Genomic DNA, 20441 nt, shown 5'->3' with positions numbered 1-20441 from the left:
TGTAAATATCTATTTTTTATTACTAATACGGTCAATGAAATTAATGATAGTTTCTCTTTTTTATATTTTTTAATATATATATGAGATTACTTTTACTTGTTATAAAAATATTGTGGAGTAACATAACTTAACAAACTATTCAAAGTGTTAATCTCAGCATATGGTTGTATTTTGGTAGTATTCTTGATTTTCTGAGGGTTAAACCACACACCTTTTATATTTGCATTTTGAGGACCAGTAATATCCTTTTCTAAGTCATCCCCAACAAATAAAGTATTTTCCGTTTGTACATTTAGCTTATTTAATGCTAGTTCGAATATACGTTTATCAGGTTTACTAAATCCCACTTCTTCAGAAATAATGATTGTTTCAAAATACCTATTTAAATTCGTGTTAAATATTTTAGCTTTTTGCCTCTGAGTTGAGCCATTTGTTATAATTCCAACTTTACAGTGCTTCTTTATTTGATTTAAGAAATGAATAGTATTTTGGTCTATTGAAAAACATCTAGGGAAATTATTATTCCAAAAATCTTGGATGTAATTGCGTGGCAATCTATACCTTGGCGTGAATTCATCAAACAATGATTCTAAAACTGTCGTTTTATTACTTATGCCATATTCTCTTTTATCGTATTCTTTGAATTTCTGTAACATGTTGCTTTTAGCCGCACCATCTACATTTTCATAACACTTTTCTAAAACAATTAAAAATAATGCCTCTACTGCTTTATCCCTATCAAGTAATGTATCATCTAAATCAAACAGCATCGCTTTATAACCCATCAAATCATTTCACAACCTTTCTAGCATTATATAAATCTCTCCAAGTTTGTACCTTTAAACTTTTGGTTTAGCAAGAACATTATTATGTAGTGATGAACGATTAAATAGAAACTAGATGAAAGAAATCCAAAGTTCTTGGCACACACTCTAGTATTACGGTAGTTTCTTCTATATTGAAATTCCTTTTCCTCTTTTGGTAAAGAAGCAAAAGTATATTTTCACAAATTTTAAGAAACTACATACAATTCACATTATTATACATTAGTTTTTCGTAAATATTAATCGTACACCAATTCATACAATAAGTTTTTTTAAGCAATTATTTCTCCATAAAAAAGTAATATAGCTAATAATACTTTTTGGTAGTAAGCGTTCTATGAAGTTTACTACTGTATCTCCACATAAACTCCAGATTGTACGGCTATAATGACTACCAGAGGTGATATTATGAAAAACTATCATATCCTCGTGGTAGAGGACGATCAAGAAATTCAGGAATTAATTAAACAATTTTTAATGACACAGCATTATACAGTGGTAGTCGCTTCAGATGGACTAGAGGGTATGACACAATTTAATAAGCAATCCTTTGATTTAATTCTTCTAGATGTCATGATGCCCAATCTTAATGGATTTGAAGTTTCTAAAATGATTCGAAGTCAGTCAAACGTACCAATTATTATGCTAACTGCGTTGGAAGAAGAAGAAGATCAAATGAAAGGATTCGATCTTGGGATCGATGATTATATAACAAAACCCTTTTCATTTCATGTTTTGATTAGACGAGTCGAAGCTGTACTTAGAAGAAGTTATGATAAAAATGTAAATAATCATTTGATATTTAAAGAAGTTCGTATCGATGTGGATGCATATAGAGTCTATGTAAATGACGTTGAAATTATATTAACGACAAAAGAGTTTGAAATTCTACAACTACTATTTCAAAATGAGAGAAAAGTACTTACAAGAGAAAATATCGTAGAGAAAGTTTGGGGTTACGATTATTTTGGAGAAACACGAATAATTGATACACATATTAAAAACCTACGCAAAAAATTAGCTATCCCTTATATTAAAACAATAAAGGGTATTGGTTATAAAATTGATGAATAGTATTGTGAAACTCATGAAAATGAAGCAAATCACTTATAAACTCTTTATGACTACATCTCTCATTTTGTTATCCTTTGCAGTATTGATTTATTTAACTTTATACTTCTTTCTTCCTACATTTTATGAGCAATATAAAACAGATCAACTTCAAACAGGGATAAACGAAATCATTGATAAGTCTAAAAATCTTACGTTTCAAGATGCGATACCACTTTTTGATGAATACGCAAAAAAAAATAATGCGATGCTTTATCTTCAAAATAAAGAAGGAGTAATTATTTACTCTCCTTCGTTTTCTTTTATTCAAAGTGGTACGCAAAAAACAGTAGTTACTAAAGCAACACGATTCGAGAATGCAAGTAGCCTTAGCAATTCATATAACGTTACGAAACCAATTCAATTCCAAGATGGTAGTTTAACGCTTATAGTCTTTGCTACATTTCAACCGATTGATGAAGCTTCACAGGTTTTAGTACGCTTTCTCCCCTATATTAGTATCATTGTGCTCATTATTGGTATAGGAAGTGCTTATTTTTATTCCAGGTTTATTACAAAGCCACTTATTTATATTAATGAAGGTGCACAAAAGATGGCAAATTTAGATTTCTCCGAAAAAATTGAGGTTCGCTCTACAGATGAGTTAGGAGAATTGTCTAATAGTTTGAATGACATGTCTATTAACTTACAACAAGCTATGTTTGATTTAAAAAAAGCAAATGAACAATTAAAAAATGATATTGAAAAAGAAAGAGAAATAGAAACAAAACGCAGAGAGTTTTTTGCGATTGTAGCACATGAATTAAAGTCCCCTCTTACTGTAATGAAAGGCTACTTAGAAGGGATGATTTACAATATTGGCCCTTATCAAAATCGCGATCAATATTTAAAGAAAAATCATCAAATTATTGAAAGTATGGAACAATTAGTTCGTGAAATTTTAAGCGTATCGAAATTAGAACAACACACCTTCAAACTAAAAGTAGAGGAAGTTAATCCTTCAAAGTTAATAGGTACAATCACAAAAGATCTCGAATTTTTCGCTTCTCAAAAAAGCATCGAAATAATAAAAGAAATTGATTCTGACCTTTCTATTTATACAGATTGTGTTCTTTTAGAAAAAGCATGTAAAAATATTATTCATAATGCGGTTATGTATTCACCACATAATGAAAAAGTCTATATAAAGTTAAGTGAGGATTCGAAACAAGGTCAAATCGAAATGCAAATTATAAATACAGGTGTCAATATTAAAGATGAAGATTTACAACAAATTTTCAAACCATTTTATCGAATTGAAAAATCAAGAAATCGAAATACCGGAGGAAGTGGTTTAGGGCTATATATTGTTAAGCAAATTCTTGAAACGCTAGATATAAAGTATTCAATAAAAAATATGGAACATAGTGTGCAATTTTACATGAGTATTCCATTATCTAAACACAAAAACAAACAAACTCTCCTTTAAATAGGACGAGTTTGTTTGTTTTTGTAGTAAGTATAAATTTATTAACAGGTTTTTCACTTAATGGACAAATGCTTCTTCTTAAATGGCGATTATCATAAGTAGTGACAAACTGTATTCAATTTACATATTTATCTTCTACTATAACAGCAAAAAAACGAAATTCCGCATAGCAGCAAATTAGATTCTCTTATTTGAGATGCATTTCATCTATGAAACTGAAAAGGAGGATGAAAAATGCATATTTGCCTCCATTTTTCAGATTAATTTGGAACTCTTTTATGATAAGCTATATGTAAAGATTAAACATAAAACAAAAAGGATGATTCGTATGCAAATAAGACCAAAGGTAAGTGAATATAACTCCTATTATGCAACGTATACCAACTTGGTATCAGACGGAAATATCATACATATTCTAGAACAACAAATGAAAGAAACGAATCTTTTATTAAAGGGAATTTCTAATAGTGAGGGACTTTTCCGGTATGCTCCTACTAAATGGAGTATAAAGGAAGTAATCGGTCATATAGCAGATACAGAACGGATTATGGCGTATCGATTGCTATCAATCGCTCGAGGCGAGACAGCAGAACTTCCAGGCTATAATGATGATATGTATGTTCTTAGAGCTGCTTTTGATAAGCAATCAATGCAAGATCTTCTTGAGAATTTAATAGTTGTTCGCCAATCTACCCTGTATTTACTTAGAAGCTTAGATAAAGAAGCTTGGTCACAAAGAGGAAATGCGAATAATTCTGAAGTTACAGTTCGTGCATTAGCATACATCATTGCTGGTCATGAGCTTCATCATCTTCAAATTATAAAAGAACGTTACCTTGGTTCTGATTTATATCCAGCAACTTAACATTTGAAGAAAATAAGTCCTATCTATGTAGGGCTCTTTTTCAGTATTTATAACGGATTAGTGCTTAGAACTATGGCAATTAAATGCATTTATTTATAAAGTCCACCACATAATATATATGCTATCCCTTCTTATTCTGTACATAATTTTCTTTAGGCTGATATACTATAAACGCAATAGTTCTGGAAAGGTGATGATAGTATGTATGAACAACAAAATAATAGAGATAGAGATCAAAAAATGATGTTTTCTATGCAAGGAGTTCCCACAAATAAAATTAACATGCATCAATTACCTAAATGGATTAGAATTTTTGGCTACTGTGCGTTTGGTTGGATAATAGTATTTAGTTTAATTATGATTGTAGGTTTAATTCTGCAATAACTATACAGAGTAGGTAAACGGGACGATATTTAGGTCATACATCTAGGTAATGTCCCGTTTTTTATGTGTGATTATCCCATGATATAGGTAACCAATTATAATAAAAACGGGAACAACAAACTATTTTAACATTTAGTACAGGGAGACCATTTTGATTATGGCTTGATTTTATTATAAATCAAATATAAGCTTTTGAAAGGTCTAGATTTTGAAAATTATGTGAATTAAAAAGCTACGATGTTTATATTAGATTTCATTTACGACCAACTTCTTCTTACTTAAATACACTGCACGATCTGATTTTTTAGCAACCTCCTGTGAGTGCGTCACAACAATAATGCATTTATTCTCTTTATGTGCAAGTTCTTGAAATAGTTCTATTATATCCATTGCAGTTTCCTCGTCGAGGTTTCCTGTCGGCTCATCTGCAATCAGTAAATCAACATTACAAGATAGTGCTCGAGCAATTGCTACACGCTGTTGTTGTCCACCGCTTAGTTGCAGGACGTTTCGTTTCGCTTCAACTTCTGTGAGTCCTACCCTTTCTAACAATTCTAATGCTCTTGCTGTTTTATTTTGCACTTTAACACCCGTAATTTCCATTGCTGTTAAGACATTTTGAAGAGCTGTCATATAGGTTATCAAATTATAAGATTGAAAAATTACAGATACATTTTGATTACGGTATCGATCCAAACCAATTTTTCTAATATCTTTGCCATTATACAGTACATAACCATTTTTAGGGACATCCAGTCCACAACCTAAGCTCAGAGTTGTGGTTTTACCAGATCCAGATGGTCCTAAAATCGTGTAGAAATGTCCTTTTTGAAAAGAAAAGTTAACATTATCTAGTATCGCTACATTTTTCCCATTACTTTCATAATAATAATCCAAATTTTTAAACTGTAAAATCGTCTCCATATTAAGCCTCCTCATTCATCTTTTAAAAGAATTTGTTTTGGGTTTAAACGTAGAATAGATAATGCTGGAAGAAGCGTTGCTATTATAGCAATAGCTAGTCCAATTCCACCCATTTTCCCTACATCTTCTCCTGTTACACTTACATCAATTTTATCAATTGGATCTTCTTTTTGATTTTGTAGAGTACCACCAGATCCAGCCATCATTACAGTACCATGTTGCGAAGTATCTGTTTCTTCGCTTGCAGTAGCAATTTCATTCGAAAGTAAATTATCCCCGATATATTGAGAAACTTTAGCTCCTGTTGTTATGGATAATCCAAATGCTAAAATAGCGATACACACTACTTCTACTACGAATTGCGCTATCAGTTTCCACTTTTTCTCTCCAATAGACAATAGAATTCCCATTTCTTTACGACGTCCTTTAATTGATAGCATAATGATTAATCCTAAAATAATTGCACCTGCAATCGATACAATATAAATAATCATTTGAGAAGTCGAAGAGATATTTTCGATAGGACCAATCATTTGCTTGTACAATGAATCATGCGCATCTAATTTATAATAATTAAAATCAATGTTAGATTTTTTTACTTCTTTTTTAAATGCATCAATATATTGTGGATCATTCAAGAAATACACGACTTGAACACTACTTATACCTTGGTCTACTTCTAATTTTTTCATAGTTGAATGCGGCATATATAGTTTATTAGCTGGATCCATAATAGGAGGAGCCTGTTGACCCATTCCTTGCTCATTTGTTTCGTAAATACCGATAATTTCAACCTCAAGGGTTTCCTTCTTATCCCCTGATTGCACTTTAACTTTGTCTCCTACTTTCAAATTGTTTAATTCCGCTAATCGTTTTTCCATTAAAGCTACATTCTGATCCTTCATTTGCTCTGTAATTGGTTTTCCATCAATGATTTTACTTTTTCCGTTTTTAAAGCTTTCTTGTAATGCAGTCTTGCGAACTCCCTCAATCATAAAAGAAGCATTCATATCTATTTCTGTACCAGAGCTTGAACCGCCTCGCACAGCCGCCATTCCGGCTTTACCTTTTCCTTCTTCTTCTGAAGCTCCTACTAGTTTAAGTCCATCAGAAATACCAAAAGTGTTAGCTATGTAATTATAGTCTTTTACATACTTGGATTTCGCTAATTGATCTGTTTCTTTTGTATCGAGCTGCGGTGGATTTGGCATTTCTCCAGTTTCCTTAGCTTTTTGACCTAATTTGTCGAAATCAAGACCTAAAGTAACATCTGCACCAAGTTTTTTTCTCGCAGCATCCGCTGCTTTTTTTGACGCATTTTGGATTGTGAAACCTGAAAGAACCAAATTTGTAACAATCAGAAAAACTGCCATCAAAATTAATGATGTTCCTATCCTTTTTTTCATACTGAGAATTGCTCGTTTCATAAAATTCATTTTTTCTTACCTCCTTGATATCTTGTATTCTATATAGGTTATCTAGAGTTTATATGGAGCTAATCGGTAGTTTAACTAGAGATATAAGGAGTTTATGTGTAGTTATTTACCTGTTTCAGAAAAGCTAGAACACAAATTCAAAAACGTAGCCGTTTTTGAATATTGGTAAGGAGTTATTCCGTTTAATAAATTTATATAAAGGTTAAGATTAATTAAAGGTTAAGATTAATTTAATATATGTAGCACAAAAAATATTTACTGTGTAATTTCTATACAATAAATATAGAGAAACCTATTTGGATATCTATAATAGGGATTTTAATATAGTTACTGTATCTCATACAAATCACGTCGCTTTAAAAGGTGCATCTTTTAATACGAAAATAAGCAAGTTAATATTTTCTTATATGAATAAGAATATTAACTTGCTTTTTAGATTTTAGTATAATATATTTATAGTTTTATTTTATTGCAAGCTTTATAATATGATATACAAATTTATCACCTACTATTAGAAAAAGAGAATATTTTATAATTAATTTACAACATAAATTTTGTCCAGGTTTTAAACAATATGTATTTTGGAGGAGGTTAATTTGATTTTTTCAAAACTCATTGATCGGTACGCCTTATATGGTTTACACAAAAAAAGAAGTGTAGCGTTTCAGTATACTTCCCTATCTAACACTTCATTAAATATAAAGGACATAGAATCTTTTTATAAAGTAAAACCATCCTATATTCATTTTGACATTAAGCATTTAAAACAGGAAAAGGAATACATGGTTGGGCAATTCAAATATAAAAGCTCGGTTCAATCCGGTGATTCACGCAACGACTCTGTAACTGGGGAATTATTCTTACATAAAAATGAAAATGCACCTCATGTTATCTTTGTTCACGGTTGGAGAATGGATTCTAACGAACGTGTGAAAAAAATATTCCACGATCATATGACCAGCCTGAAGTGGAATATGTATTATTTCACTCTACCCTATCATTTTGAAAGAAAACCCGATCAATCCTTTTTCAGTGGAGAGTATATGGTAAGTGCAAATATTGAACGAACAGTACAAGCAACTAGACAAGCGGTAGCTGATTTACGAGCTTTGATTAAATGGATTAAAGCAAATAAAAATGGTCCCCTGATTCTAATAGGAATTAGTTTAGGTGGATTTATTACTAACTTAACCTCTCTTGTTGAAGAAGAAATTGATGTGTTAGCATCCATTTTCTATGCAAATCGACTCTCTTATTCAATTTGGAATACAACTCCAGGTAAATTTATTAGAGAAGACTTGGAACATCATGATGTAACGTATGATGATTTAATAGATTATTGGAAAATCACTGAACCGAGTCAAACATTACCAAAAGTAAAAAAAGAAAATATTTTATTAATTTCAGGTAAGCACGATCTATATGTGCATTCTGAGGATACAGACTACTTGTGGACATCTTGGGAAAGGCCTACACGATATATTTATACATGTGGTCATGCCGGGATAGTTCTTAAACGTAAAAAAATTGCAACTGATACTATTGATTTTATTCAAAATCGATTGAACTCCCCACACTTATCCAATGTCATGCCTTAAATCGCGAGATTACTAAGTACAAAATCTTATACTTGTATTGTTATATTTTTTACTAGTCACCTTTGTAAATCTTAGCCCCAAGCCTTACACGATTGAAAATGAAATAAAATAAATAACTAAGGAACTAATTTACCATATGGAAAAACATTGCTCAGCATTTTCACCAGTGGTCCCTGTATATGAAATATTACATACAAAAATCTTTATGTATTACGTTATTAATTTAAAAATAAATTATTCATCCATTAATCTATACCATCCATATTTACAGTTATGGATACCCTAATTACATATGAAAAAGAGAGAAGAACATTGGTTAGTTCTTCTCTCTTTGTTTATTTTTAAGATAACCATCTATAAAATTTTGCTTTTCATAATTCTTCATGAGTCTAGAAAAGAAATTTTTCTAATGTACATAATTACAACGACATTAAACCTCTTTGCTCTTAAATCCACTACTTGTATTATTGATTGCATGAAACTCCTTCTTGAGAAAGGTTTTAATTTCCGAATATTCTGTTGACCGTTATAACATATCCAATTTACAATTTAATTGTGGTGTTCTTTCACAATTAAACTACTTAGAATACACTTCATTTATTTGAAAACAATTACAAATAGAGGTGCTAAAATGAAAACTAGAGTAAATCCAGAATTATTACAAGGGTTAGAGATGTTTCCGGATCTCGATTTACGCCCAGAAAATTTGCAATCAATCAGAGAAGGAATAGCTCAAATGAGACCACCTACCGTTGTTGATGACTCTCTTTCTTTAACAGATAAAGTCATTGTTGGGCCTGATGATAATCCGTTACCATTACGAATTTATCGTCCAAAATCAAATCATGAATCTTTACCTGTCTTATTATGGATACATGGTGGAGGTTATATCTTAGGGTCTATAGATGATAACGATGATACTTGTATGAGGTTTGCAAAAGAAGCTAGCTGTGTGGTCGTGTCTGTAGACTACCGCTTAGCACCTGAACACCCTTACCCAGCACCAATTGAGGATTGTTATTCAGCTTTAAAATGGATTGCTGATAATGCAAAGCCATTAAACATTGATTCGAATCGAATTGGGGTTGCAGGAGTAAGCGCTGGCGGTGGACTAACAGCAGCATTATCATTATTAGCACGAGATCGAAAATATCCTTCAATTTGTTTACAAATGCCACTATATCCAATGATTGATGACAGAAATGATACACCTTCAGCGAATGAAATTAAAGAGGGATTTGTTTGGAACCAAAAGGCAAATGAAGCTGGCTGGAAAATGTATTTAGGAGAAATGTATGGAACGGATCAAATCCCTGCCTATGCAGCACCTTCTCGAGCTGAGGATTATAGTGACTTACCGTATACTTACACATTTGTTGGTCAATTAGATCCATTCCGCAGCGAAACATTAACCTATGTAAGCAAACTAGCACAAGCTGGTGTTGATGTGGAGTTTCATTTATATCCAAATGCCTATCACTGGTTTGAAGGGTTAAATCCAAATGCCGATGTATCTATTTATGCTGTGAACGAAATAGTACAAGCAATAAAGACTGGTTTCAAACGAGTATCCAAGGTTGAGGCTTAATCCCATTACAAGAGAAACACTTATAAATAGTATATATGTATTTATCATTTAAATATAATAGCCGATTCTAAATAAGAATCGGCTATTAATATGTAAAATCCGCCTAATATATCAAGGTTGAGAAACAGATATAAGATGTTTAGGCGATGTATTTATTTCCTCTGCTAATGCTTTTATGTTCATCATGATTTGAAGTATTTCTTCTTTTGTTGTTCTTGGGTTGATAGAGCAAAGTCGAATTACTACTTTTTCTTTTAATTTAGTCGTACTTAGCATAGCAAATCCTCTTTGATTAATTTCTTCCACCAATTTTTTGTTTATTTCATGAATTGTATCTGTAGATGTTAGCTCACATGGAATATAACGAAAAGTAACAATTCCTAATTGGGCAGGTGTTACTACTTCCCAATCTTTTTCTTTCCTTAAAAACTCTTCAACTTGTTCAGCTAGCATAATGCCATGATCAATTGCCTCACGAAAAGCTGTAACTCCGAATGCTTTAAAAGAAAGCCATACCTTTAATGCTCTAAATCTACGAGAAAGTTCAATTCCACGCTCCCCAAAATTCACTTTTTCTTCTATATTAGTTTCTGTATCCTTAATATACTCTGGGATCATACGGAATGTTTCACTTAAATATTGGCTATTTCGAATAAGTACACAACCAACATCATAAGGCTGAAAAAGCCATTTATGCGGGTCTAACGTTAAAGAATCGGCACGATGAATTCCACTTAATAACTCCCTTCCTTTTTCACTGAGAATTGCTGCAGCCCCATAAGCCCCATCCACGTGTAGCCATATATCTTCATCACCACATACATCAGCCAATTCATCGAGGGAGTCCACCGCTCCGCAATTCGTTGTCCCTGCATTAGCAATAACACAGAATGGTTTTTTCCCTTTTAATCGATCTTCTTTTATTTGTTTTCTTAAAGTACTAACTGAAATTTTTAAGTCTTCATCTGTCTCAATTCGGCAAATTTGATGCTGTTTAAAACCTAATACTTTAAGTGCTCGATCTACAGAAAAATGAGTTTGGTTAGAAAAATAAACAATCGCATTTTCTATGTCATTATTCAGCTTGACCTGTCTCGCTACAGTAAGTGCAGTCAAATTAGCCATGGAACCACCACTGACAAATAATCCTTCAGCTGAATCAGGGAATCCTAGCATTGATTTTAACCAGTTAATTGTCGTTAATTCAATTTGTTCGGCACCTGCACCTACTATCCAAGCTGTAGGAAATACATTAAACCCACTTGCTAAAAAATCTGCTAATACACCAACATAATTATTAGGACCTGGCACAAAAGCCATAAAATGAGGATGATCCACATGAGTAATTTGATTAAACACATTGTTATTAAGAAAATGAAGTAATTCTTTTGGATTAGATCCATTTTCCGGAATCGTTTCAATTAGCTTGTCTCTAAAAATATTACTATCAATCGTTTCTGAAACTGGTTTACTTTTTAAATGATTCATATGATCAACAATTAAGTCAACCGCTTGATATCCTAACTGACGCATTTCTTCGGCTGATAACTGTAATTTTTTTGTCATTTGATTTACTCCTATTCTATTTAAAAAGGCGAGTTCTTGCTCGCCTTTTCATTTTTTATAATTTGTAATCACAAATTGTTTGTATTGGATTTTGAAGAATCGTGTTGATTAACCCCTGGATGTGATTTAATATTTCCTGTATTTTCTCTGTTTCATATACCGTTTGATCATATCCAAACTTTATTGTAAGTCTTTCTTCAGGGAAGCACATAATTCCATACTTTACATGTGGCTCATCAACAACTTCGTAATCCGTGATAGCAAAATGTCTGTTTTCATTTGAAGAAAAGATTGCTGGATTAGTTGGATAGTTTTCAAAAACCCAAAGATGGTCAGTCAACTCAGTTTTTAATTCACTTTGCTTTTGTATATCAACAAATGAATAGTATGCATACTCATTACATTTCAATGTCTCTAGTTGTACCTTTTGCAGGAAGTCCACAAAAGATTGCGTTTCTGTCCATGCTAATCGGATAGGCAAAACATTTGTGAACAGACCGAACATATTTTCAATTCCTTCTACTTCGGGAGGTCTGACTGATACTAGGTTAGGCAATACTACTTCTCTCGTTCCGTTGAATTTGCCAAGCAATATTCCCCATACAGCTAGTAATGCCGTATTCATAGTTATATTATTTTTAGTTACAAATGTCTGTAACTGATCAGTCAAATCCTTGTCTAATGTTAAATCCATAAAAGTGAAGTTTAACCCTTCACTTTTAGATGGGACTTTCTTTTTAGGAATACTAATTTTCTGATTGTATCCTGATAAATAATCTCGCCAAAAATGACGTGCTTTCTCATGATCTTGTGCCAAAGTCCAATCTATAAATGTTTCAAAAGGTTTTACCATGGGTAACCCCGCCGTAGTTCCGGCATTTGTAGTTTCGTAGAGCTGGAATAATTCGTCTATCAAAATGCTGACGCTCCAACCATCACATAATAGATGATGGGAACTCCAAATTACTTTATGCTCGTTATTACCTAGTTGGAATATACAGAGACGTGTCATAAGTTCATCATTTTTAAATCCTCGACTTAAATTTTCATTCATCCACTGTTTTAGGAATTCTTGCTGTTCTTGTTTCGTCATCTCAATCAAGTTTTTTATTTCTGAATTTATTTGAACATCATATAGAACAGCTTGCCAAGGTTTTGCTTGTTCATCTTGCACAATTATTGTTCTTAAAGAATCATGACGATCAACTAATTGTTGGAAACACTGAATAAAGAGTTTAATATCCAGCTCCCCCTCAAGTGCCCAAATTGTTTGTTCAAAATATGCATTTGTATCAGGTTCATTCGTAGCATGCTCATAAATAACTTCCTGGAAAGGTGCTAACGGGTAAATACGTTCTATTTTTATATCCGGCATTTTTTCTTGTATTTTGTTAAGTGTATGTTGATTAAGTTGTTTATCTTTAACATTTAGTAATGTAGCTTTATTATCGTTCATTATGTTTACATCATTTGTTTGTGAACTTGAAAACTGGTCTAGCTTTTTAACAAATTGAACCATGTCCCTTAATATAGGAAATGAAAATATATTTTTTGGTTCAAGCTCGAATCCTTGTCGATACAGTCTGACGGACACTTGAATCGCTTTTATCGAATCTCCACCTAAGGCGAAGAAATGATCATTTACTCCAACTTGATCTATTTTGAGTACTTCTTGCCAAATACTAGTTAATATTTTTTCCATTTCAGTTTTTGGGGCAATAAATACTTCATTTTTTTGTTTCTCCGGAGTAGGGAGCGCTTTTCTATCTAATTTACCGTTTGGAGTCAGGGGTAATTGGTCCAAATAAACAAAATAAGAAGGAATCATATAATCTGGCAAGTGATCTTGCAAATGCTTTCGTAGTTCTGTTGTACTAATATTTTGCTCAGTTACCACATATGCAACTAAAAATTTTATTCCGTTCTCATCTGTTTGATCAATTACGACAGCATGTTCGACTTGTTTATAAGTTAGAAGACAATGAGAGATTTCTTCTAACTCTACTCGATATCCCTGAATTTTCACTTGGTAATCTTGGCGGCCTAAAAATTCAATATATCCCTCAGAATGCATTTTTCCACAATCCCCTGTTTTATATATAAGACCAAAATCAGGATGTGACACAAACGCTTCATTTGTTTTCTTTTCATCATTTAAATATCCTTTAGCAAGGCCCACTCCCCCGATATATAAATCTCCAATTACACCAACAGGGCACATTTTCTTTTCATAGTTCAACACATAATACGTTTGGTTTGCCAAGGGCATCCCGTATGGAATACTATTCCAATGTGATTCCACCTGTTTGACCGGATAATAAATTGACCAAATCGATGCTTCTGTTGCCCCTCCTAGTGAGACTACTTCTGCAATCGGAAAATGTCGTTTTATTTTTTCTGGTAAAGAAAGCGGAATCCAATCTCCACTATGTAAAACTAAACGTAAAGAAGGATATTCAAAATGAGAACCTACTTGCTCCAATGCCAAATCCATGATTGCAGGCACTGTATTCCAAATTGTAATCCCTCTACGTTCGACAGTGCGGATTAATTCTTGCATGTCTCTCGGATCACGAATCATTACTAACATTGCACCTGTGCTTAAAGCTCCGAAAATATCGTATACAGATAGGTCAAAACACATGGAAGAGATACCAATAATACGATCATCTTCATTCACCTCATATTTTTGATTTATGTCTTGAATAGTATTCGTAACCGCTTGGTGAGTAATAATTACTCCTTTTGGTTTTCCTGTACTTCCTGAAGTGTATATAATATAGGCAATATCTTCTGGACCAGCAATAGCGGGCATATCTTCTGTTGTATAAAATGACAAATGATTTTCTTCATAAAGACTAGGTTCTAATAAAAGCTTGCATGAGCTATTTTTTAAAATATATGTTTGGCGATCTAAAGGATGATCGGGATCAATCGGAACATAAGCGGCACCTGATTTTAAAACACCTAACATATTAACAATTGTGTCAACTCGCCTTTTTGCTAAAAGACCCACTTTGTCACCTAGACCAATACCTTGCTCTTTTAAGAAGTGGGCAATTTGATTAGAACGTTTATGAAGTTCCGAGTATGTTAACCATTCTTGTTCAAATACCACTGCTACTTCATCCGGTGTACGTTTTACTTGGTCTGTAAATAATTGATACAGAGTAGTTGAAGGTATTTTTTCTGTTGTTTCATTGTATTGCTTAATTAAAGTTTGATCCGATTCTTTCATCTGCAAAGATGTTATATCGCTTTGTTTCACCAATTGTTCCAATAAGTCAACAAATTGGGAAAACATTGCTTCTATTACATCAACATCAAACAACTCTTCAACATAGTTCCAGCTAATTAATAACTCTCCATTTTTTTCAATTACTACATTATCCAAATACACTTGTGGAGTCCGAGCATGAATATAGCGAAGAGAACCAAGTTGTTCCCAAGAGAAAGCACCTGCACCTGCTAACATCGAGGTGAAAACGATTGGCATAACTGCTTTTGGCGTCATTTGATGATATCGAGTAAAATCTCGAATAAAGTTAACTCCATCGTAATGACGATGTTCAAGGCCATCTAATAAAGTAGCTTGCGTTTCTTTTACTCTAGTAAAGAAAGTTTGCTCTGGTTTTACATCAACATCCAATAAAATAAGTGATGTGAAATCTCCAACAATCTGTTCTACTTCATCATGAACAGGATAACGGTTAAATACAGTCAAGTTAATTGCTAATCGACGTTGATTACTCCAATATGCCAACACATCACCATATATTGTACAAAGTAGAGCGGAAGGCGTTACCTCTTTCTCTTGTGCTAACTTTCGTAGCTTTGTCCATTTTTTATTATCCAGGATTTTTGTAAGTGATTGGAATTTAGGAGTAGCAATCTCTGCTGGATCCTTTTTTAACAGCAAAGAAGGTGCAAACGGAAAGTCAGGAAGCTTACTTGTCCAATAATCTTTTGCTGTTTTATATTCTTCGCTTTGTTCCATTTCATCATAGATAAACATATAATCTTGAAAATCAAAAGATAAAGATTCTAATTTTTGATTTGGTTTATAATAATAATGCAACAAATCCTGTCCAACAATGTTCATGCTTGCTCCGTCCATTAATAAAGCATCGTATCGAAAACATAATAAATACGTGTCTTCTTTTAAAAGAAAAGCTTTCAATTCAAACAAAGGCCATTGCCCCAAAGGGAATACATGGTTAGTCATTCGAGAACGCTCTTCTTGTAAGCGAGCATGTTGATTCCTATCATCTAAATCTATGAGACTCACTATTTCAATCTCGTAATCAGGAACGCTTTGTAATATTTGCTGTTTTCCCTCTGGTAAAATTACAGCTCGCAACATTGGATGACGATGAATTACCTTTTGAAAACTTTTTGAAAGACGATTGATATCCAAAGCTGTTTCATATTCAAAATATGTTTGAGGGGAAATACCACTTAATTCAAACTGTGAATTCCGTCCTATCATATACGCTGTCTGAACTTCTGTTAAGGAAAATGGCTTAGACAAATCTTTAACATGAGTTGGTCTACTTTCAAGGTTTTCCTCTTTATGCTCTAGCTTTACACAAGAACTCAGTTGAGCGATTGTGGGGTGCTTAAAAAAATCTGTTGTACTTATTTTTAAGCCGTCTTTTCTTAATAAATTAATTACCTGAAGTGCTTTAATAGATTCTCCTTTTAATGCAAAAAAATTATCATGAATACCGATTCCCTCGATCTCCATAACTTTTTCCCATGCACGCACTAATTTTTGTTCAATTTCATTGCGCGGAGCAACGTATGGAATTGATACATAATCCGTTTGTGTTATATCCAACAATCTTTTTCTATCCACTTTTCCATTTGGATTCAATGGAATCTCTTCTACCTGAATCATTTTTTCAGGAATCATAAACTCAGGTAATTTATCACTTAAATATTTTCTGATTTCATCAAAAGACACCTTGTTATCCGATACATAGTAGGCAGCTAATAATTTCCTATTTCCATACACTTGATCAACAACGATAGCCTGGTTTATTTCTGGATATTCCCTTAATTGAGTTTCGATTTCTCTTAATTCAATCCGATACCCCCGAATTTTCACTTGATGATCCATTCTACCTAAATATTCAAGTTCTCCATTAGGCAACCAACGAACGAGATCACCTGTATGATACATCATTTCCCCTGCCGCAAAAGGACTCGGTACAAACTTTTCATCTGTCAGTTTATTTTTACCAAGATACCCTCGTGCTACCGCTACGCCAGCAATGCAGAGTTCACCGGGAATTCCAAATGGTTTTAATTGGCCATACTTATTCAATATATAGGAATGATAATTCGGGTTAGGTTTGCCAATCGTAACTTCTTTGGAAGTGCTCAAGTCTTTTACTGTTGCGCAAATGGTTGTTTCTGTGGGACCATAAATATTTAAAATTGTTGCTTCACTGATACAACGAATTTTTTCAACCAAATCAATGGAAAATGATTCTCCTGCTAATAAAATAGATTTTAAATCTTTTAGAAAAATCGCCCCTTCTGGATCACTCAAAATCACTTCCATTCGCGATGGCGTTGATTCCCATAAATCCACCTTATGTTTTTTGACCAAATGAGCCAATTCTTTTGTTGCAAACTGGTCCTCTGTAGCAATTACTACTTTTGAACCTTGCGTTAAAGGAAGACATATTTCTAACAAGGAAATATCAAAAGATACACTAGCAAGAAACAAGAATGATTGATTAGCTTTTACTTTTTCTCTCATTACATTTAAAAAATGAACTAGCGATTTTTGTTCTATCATTACCCCTTTTGGATTTCCTGTCGATCCTGATGTGTAAATAACATAAGCTAAATCATTAGGATTATGTTCTCGTACTAAATTACTTTCTTCACCTTGAAAAAGATATTCTTTATCAAGATACAGTACTTCACCTGCAAATTGTGGCAATACTTCCTCTGTTCGCTTACTAAGTAAATATTTTGCTTGACTATCTTGTAACATATATTCAATTCGTTCAGTTGGGTAGTTAGGGTCGATTGGTAAATACGCTGCTCCTGCTTTTAAAATCCCCATCATACCAATAATCATTTCTAATGACCGATCTACCATAACGCCAATAATACTTTCTTTTGAAACACCTTTACTTTGAAGAATAGAAGCCAATTGATTCGCTTTCTTATTCAATTCTCTATATGTCAAAGATTGATCATTACAAACAACAGCAATTTGATCTGGAGTTTTTAATACTTGCGCTTCAAACAAATCTTGAAATGATTGAAACAAGTCTATGCCCGTTTGAAAAGTATTCAATCCTTCTAACAACTCTTTTTCTTCTTCTGCAATAATACAAATATCTTTCAATGCCAAATTCGGATTTTGTGAAACTTGCTTTAAAACATAACAATACGAATTGGCAAACTGTTGCAAAGAAGAGAATGAACGGGACTTGCAAGAAATTTGAAATTCAAATTCATTATGTATTTCATTCCATTTTCTTCGTATCCATAGGGCTAAATTATTCTCTGCGTATTCTTCTAGCGAATTTTCATTATGTAATCCTTCCATCCCGATTACAATTTGAAAAGGAGTTAAATTGTGTTTAACTAATAATTCAGAGAGCGGATACTCCTGATTTTCATACCCGAATAAAGTCGTTTGTTCAATCTCATTTACTAATTGTTTAAAGGTGTGATGCGGCTGGATTTCACTTCCTAAAGGAATCAACTTATTAAGATTCTCACATTGTTCAAGATTCTTTTCAATTATAGGAATACCAATAGTAATTCTTTCTTGATCTGTATAATGTGCCAAACAAACCCTTAAAGCGGCTTGAAACCAGCTAAATAATAATAAATCTTGAGACTTACTTATTTTTTGTATACTTTTACTAAATTCTACATTCACTATGACTTGAACGTATTCACAAGGTGTTTCTTTATTTAGTTGGTAATCGCTATTAAATTTAAATACAGAAAAATCGAGAATCTCGGAAGATAATTGCTCCTTCCAAAACGCTTCTACTTCTTTATTTTCATGAATCGAACTTCGATCTTTAATGTGCATTTTTATCTTTATCCCCCTAATATTCATTTCTTCTACTCGTTAATTTTCAAGCCAACTTCAAGCCCATGAAGAAACACTTGATGATTATCCAAACATAAAAATTGCTGAATATCTTCAAATTTCATATGACCGACTGAACAAACCCCTAAATTTAATGTCTCAGCAACCATATTTAAGGTAGCAGTGATAATGCCTGACTCAATACAAGCAAATAAATATCCATCTGAACCGTATTTCGGGATGGAAGCGTTCGCATTATAAACCAAATAAACTGAGAAGGCAGATTGAGTAAATAAATCCTGATTAATTAACTCATGATCACTTTTGATTACTTGATCAATGTTGTTTACAATCACAAGACTATTTTTTGATGGGTTATAATAATAAAATCCAGCTTTCATATCCTCTATACGTTTTGGTTTTACATAAACAAAGATATCAATGGGATAGAGCCCGCCTGCACTTGCGTAATGATAGTATATTTTTTCTTCCCTAACCTGTTTTAGAGTTGATAAGAATCGGGAAAATTCCGAAAAACTAATATGTTTTTCCATATCAAATTGACGACAAGACCTACGTTCCTTGATTATAGTAGGTAGCTCATTTGTTGTTTCAAGTTGAATTTCGGTCGACCGTGCAGCAACGTGCGTGCGATTTAATTGTTTACTCATATACTTATCTAACTTTTCTTTAGAAAAGCGAATCTGCTTGCTATATGGATTTGAAAAAATCTTTTCTTGTGAAGAAAATACTTCTCTTGGGTGTAATATATTACTTACTAACACACGATTTTTTATCATGAGCTCTATGTTTTTTTGTGTCTCTTCTACATTTCCTAACGAAAAGCGCTCTACTAGTTCACTAATTTTCACACCTTTTTGAGCCATAAAATAAAAATCTGGAAACCACTCAGACAGAATACCTGTAAATCTCATTTCCCCTATCAAAACTTCATTATGCAACTTCTCCCAATGCTTAATCGGAGACCAGTAATAAATTTTCTCGCTCATATAACCCTCCATAAACATTTAACTTATTTTTGAAATGCAATTTTCTAATTTACAAAAATTTTTTCGGATTCTGCTCCTTGTCTCATAGTGATTATAAATACATGCACTTTAATGAAACTTGAAAATAATGAAATAACTTTTTCTTCATTAAAATTTTTTATTTCATCATAAAAAATGATTTCTTTTTGGATATTTCACATCCTTTCCCATAGTAATCCTATAAGGTATAAACCATTTGTAACATTGAGAATATTCATGTATTTCCAATGTGAAATTATTGTAATGGATTGGAGAGCGGTTGAATATAGTTATTAAATCAAATAATGTTGAGAAAGTTTTATTTATTATATCGATAAAATTTTATGATGTAATTTATTACAAATAGATTAAGAAAAGAGTTTTAAATTTTTCTTAATCAGTTAGTGTGAAAATATCACATACTATTACATACAATCGAGTTACTTACATTTCATATTCAAAATAGAGAAAAGACACCTTGAATGGTGTCTTTTCTCTATTTTAATTCCATATACTTTTTACGCCTTTGTTATTTTTAAACGATTTGTAGGAATTAATACAACTCGAACATCTAGTTCGTTATATGTTCGAATATATAATAAACATTATATGAATTA

At 32.6% G+C, this 20441-nt stretch carries 12 protein-coding genes; 6 read left to right on the top strand and 6 right to left on the bottom strand.

Annotation, left to right across the window (positions count from 1 at the left end; genetic code table 11):
- Nucleotides 1-92: 92 nt before the first annotated feature.
- The gene (locus ACTFP3_RS20820) at nucleotides 93-785 is read right to left on the bottom strand and encodes an HAD-IA family hydrolase (protein ID WP_440011110.1); all 693 of its coding nucleotides are present in this window, start codon (nucleotides 783-785) and stop codon (nucleotides 93-95) included.
- Between the two features lie 447 nt (nucleotides 786-1232).
- Between ACTFP3_RS20820 and ACTFP3_RS20815 the strand changes: the two genes are divergently transcribed.
- The 4 genes from ACTFP3_RS20815 to ACTFP3_RS20800 all read left to right on the top strand — a co-directional run bounded on the left by ACTFP3_RS20815 (nucleotide 1233) and on the right by ACTFP3_RS20800 (nucleotide 4612).
- Nucleotides 1233-1898 (top strand): response regulator transcription factor, encoded by a 666-nt coding sequence (locus ACTFP3_RS20815; protein WP_000800727.1) that lies wholly within the window; start codon nucleotides 1233-1235, stop codon nucleotides 1896-1898.
- A 13-nt stretch (nucleotides 1899-1911) separates the two neighbouring features.
- Nucleotides 1912-3363 carry an ATP-binding protein gene (locus ACTFP3_RS20810; protein ID WP_440011108.1) on the top strand — a complete coding sequence of 484 codons (1452 nt, stop codon included), beginning with the start codon at nucleotides 1912-1914 and terminating at the stop codon, nucleotides 3361-3363.
- 328 nt (nucleotides 3364-3691) lie between these two features.
- Nucleotides 3692-4228 (top strand): DinB family protein, encoded by a 537-nt coding sequence (locus ACTFP3_RS20805; RefSeq protein WP_016512709.1) that lies wholly within the window; start codon nucleotides 3692-3694, stop codon nucleotides 4226-4228.
- 201 nt (nucleotides 4229-4429) lie between these two features.
- Nucleotides 4430-4612, top strand: coding sequence for a hypothetical protein (locus ACTFP3_RS20800; RefSeq protein ID WP_000273232.1), 183 nt, complete (start codon nucleotides 4430-4432; stop codon nucleotides 4610-4612).
- A 246-nt stretch (nucleotides 4613-4858) separates the two neighbouring features.
- Here ACTFP3_RS20800 and ACTFP3_RS20795 read toward each other — a convergent pair whose 3' ends face one another.
- Both ACTFP3_RS20795 and ACTFP3_RS20790 read right to left on the bottom strand, forming a co-directional pair.
- Nucleotides 4859-5536: an ABC transporter ATP-binding protein gene (locus ACTFP3_RS20795; protein WP_000447855.1), complete on the bottom strand. Its 678-nt coding sequence runs from the start codon at nucleotides 5534-5536 to the stop codon at nucleotides 4859-4861.
- Nucleotides 5537-5547: 11 nt separating this feature from the next.
- Nucleotides 5548-6972 (bottom strand): ABC transporter permease, encoded by a 1425-nt coding sequence (locus ACTFP3_RS20790; RefSeq protein WP_440011106.1) that lies wholly within the window; start codon nucleotides 6970-6972, stop codon nucleotides 5548-5550.
- Between the two features lie 596 nt (nucleotides 6973-7568).
- On the opposite strand from ACTFP3_RS20790, the gene ACTFP3_RS20785 reads away from it, so the two are divergent.
- Entirely contained in the window at nucleotides 7569-8570 is a 1002-nt protein-coding gene (locus ACTFP3_RS20785) for an alpha/beta hydrolase (RefSeq protein WP_440011104.1), read from the top strand.
- Between the two features lie 631 nt (nucleotides 8571-9201).
- Complete coding sequence (locus ACTFP3_RS20780) at nucleotides 9202-10158, top strand: alpha/beta hydrolase (protein ID WP_440011103.1); 957 nt, start codon at nucleotides 9202-9204, stop codon at nucleotides 10156-10158.
- Nucleotides 10159-10269: 111 nt separating this feature from the next.
- Here the strand turns inward: ACTFP3_RS20780 and ACTFP3_RS20775 are convergent, their stop codons facing one another.
- Genes ACTFP3_RS20775 through ACTFP3_RS20765 form a run of 3 tightly spaced genes read right to left on the bottom strand, consistent with a single transcriptional unit; the run spans nucleotide 10270 to nucleotide 19806 of the window.
- Nucleotides 10270-11724 (bottom strand): pyridoxal phosphate-dependent decarboxylase family protein, encoded by a 1455-nt coding sequence (locus tag ACTFP3_RS20775; protein ID WP_000162820.1) that lies wholly within the window; start codon nucleotides 11722-11724, stop codon nucleotides 10270-10272.
- A gap of 55 nt (nucleotides 11725-11779) precedes the next feature.
- On the bottom strand, nucleotides 11780-18796 hold the full coding sequence (locus ACTFP3_RS20770; RefSeq protein ID WP_440011101.1) for an amino acid adenylation domain-containing protein: 7017 nt from the start codon (nucleotides 18794-18796) through the stop codon (nucleotides 11780-11782).
- Nucleotides 18797-18828: 32 nt separating this feature from the next.
- Complete coding sequence (locus ACTFP3_RS20765; RefSeq protein WP_139849354.1) at nucleotides 18829-19806, bottom strand: SagB/ThcOx family dehydrogenase; 978 nt, start codon at nucleotides 19804-19806, stop codon at nucleotides 18829-18831.
- Between the last annotated feature and the right edge of the window lie 635 nt (nucleotides 19807-20441).

The organism is Bacillus cereus group sp. MYBK5-2, from assembly GCF_051915685.1.
In the GTDB taxonomy this organism is placed as follows: Bacteria; Bacillota; Bacilli; order Bacillales; family Bacillaceae_G; genus Bacillus_A; species Bacillus_A cereus.
This window is presented reverse-complemented; position numbering and strand designations above follow the sequence as displayed.

Coding starts and splice junctions, on each gene's coding strand:
- ACTFP3_RS20815 (WP_000800727.1), top strand. CDS start 1,233: ATGAAAAACTATCATATCCTCGTGGTAGAGGACGATCAAGAAATTCAG.
- ACTFP3_RS20775 (WP_000162820.1), bottom strand. CDS start 11,724: ATGACAAAAAAATTACAGTTATCAGCCGAAGAAATGCGTCAGTTAGGA.
- ACTFP3_RS20820 (WP_440011110.1), bottom strand. CDS start 785: ATGGGTTATAAAGCGATGCTGTTTGATTTAGATGATACATTACTTGAT.
- ACTFP3_RS20790 (WP_440011106.1), bottom strand. CDS start 6,972: ATGAATTTTATGAAACGAGCAATTCTCAGTATGAAAAAAAGGATAGGA.
- ACTFP3_RS20805 (WP_016512709.1), top strand. CDS start 3,692: ATGCAAATAAGACCAAAGGTAAGTGAATATAACTCCTATTATGCAACG.
- ACTFP3_RS20810 (WP_440011108.1), top strand. CDS start 1,912: ATGAAAATGAAGCAAATCACTTATAAACTCTTTATGACTACATCTCTC.
- ACTFP3_RS20770 (WP_440011101.1), bottom strand. CDS start 18,796: ATGCACATTAAAGATCGAAGTTCGATTCATGAAAATAAAGAAGTAGAA.
- ACTFP3_RS20795 (WP_000447855.1), bottom strand. CDS start 5,536: ATGGAGACGATTTTACAGTTTAAAAATTTGGATTATTATTATGAAAGT.
- ACTFP3_RS20780 (WP_440011103.1), top strand. CDS start 9,202: ATGAAAACTAGAGTAAATCCAGAATTATTACAAGGGTTAGAGATGTTT.
- ACTFP3_RS20765 (WP_139849354.1), bottom strand. CDS start 19,806: ATGAGCGAGAAAATTTATTACTGGTCTCCGATTAAGCATTGGGAGAAG.
- ACTFP3_RS20800 (WP_000273232.1), top strand. CDS start 4,430: ATGTATGAACAACAAAATAATAGAGATAGAGATCAAAAAATGATGTTT.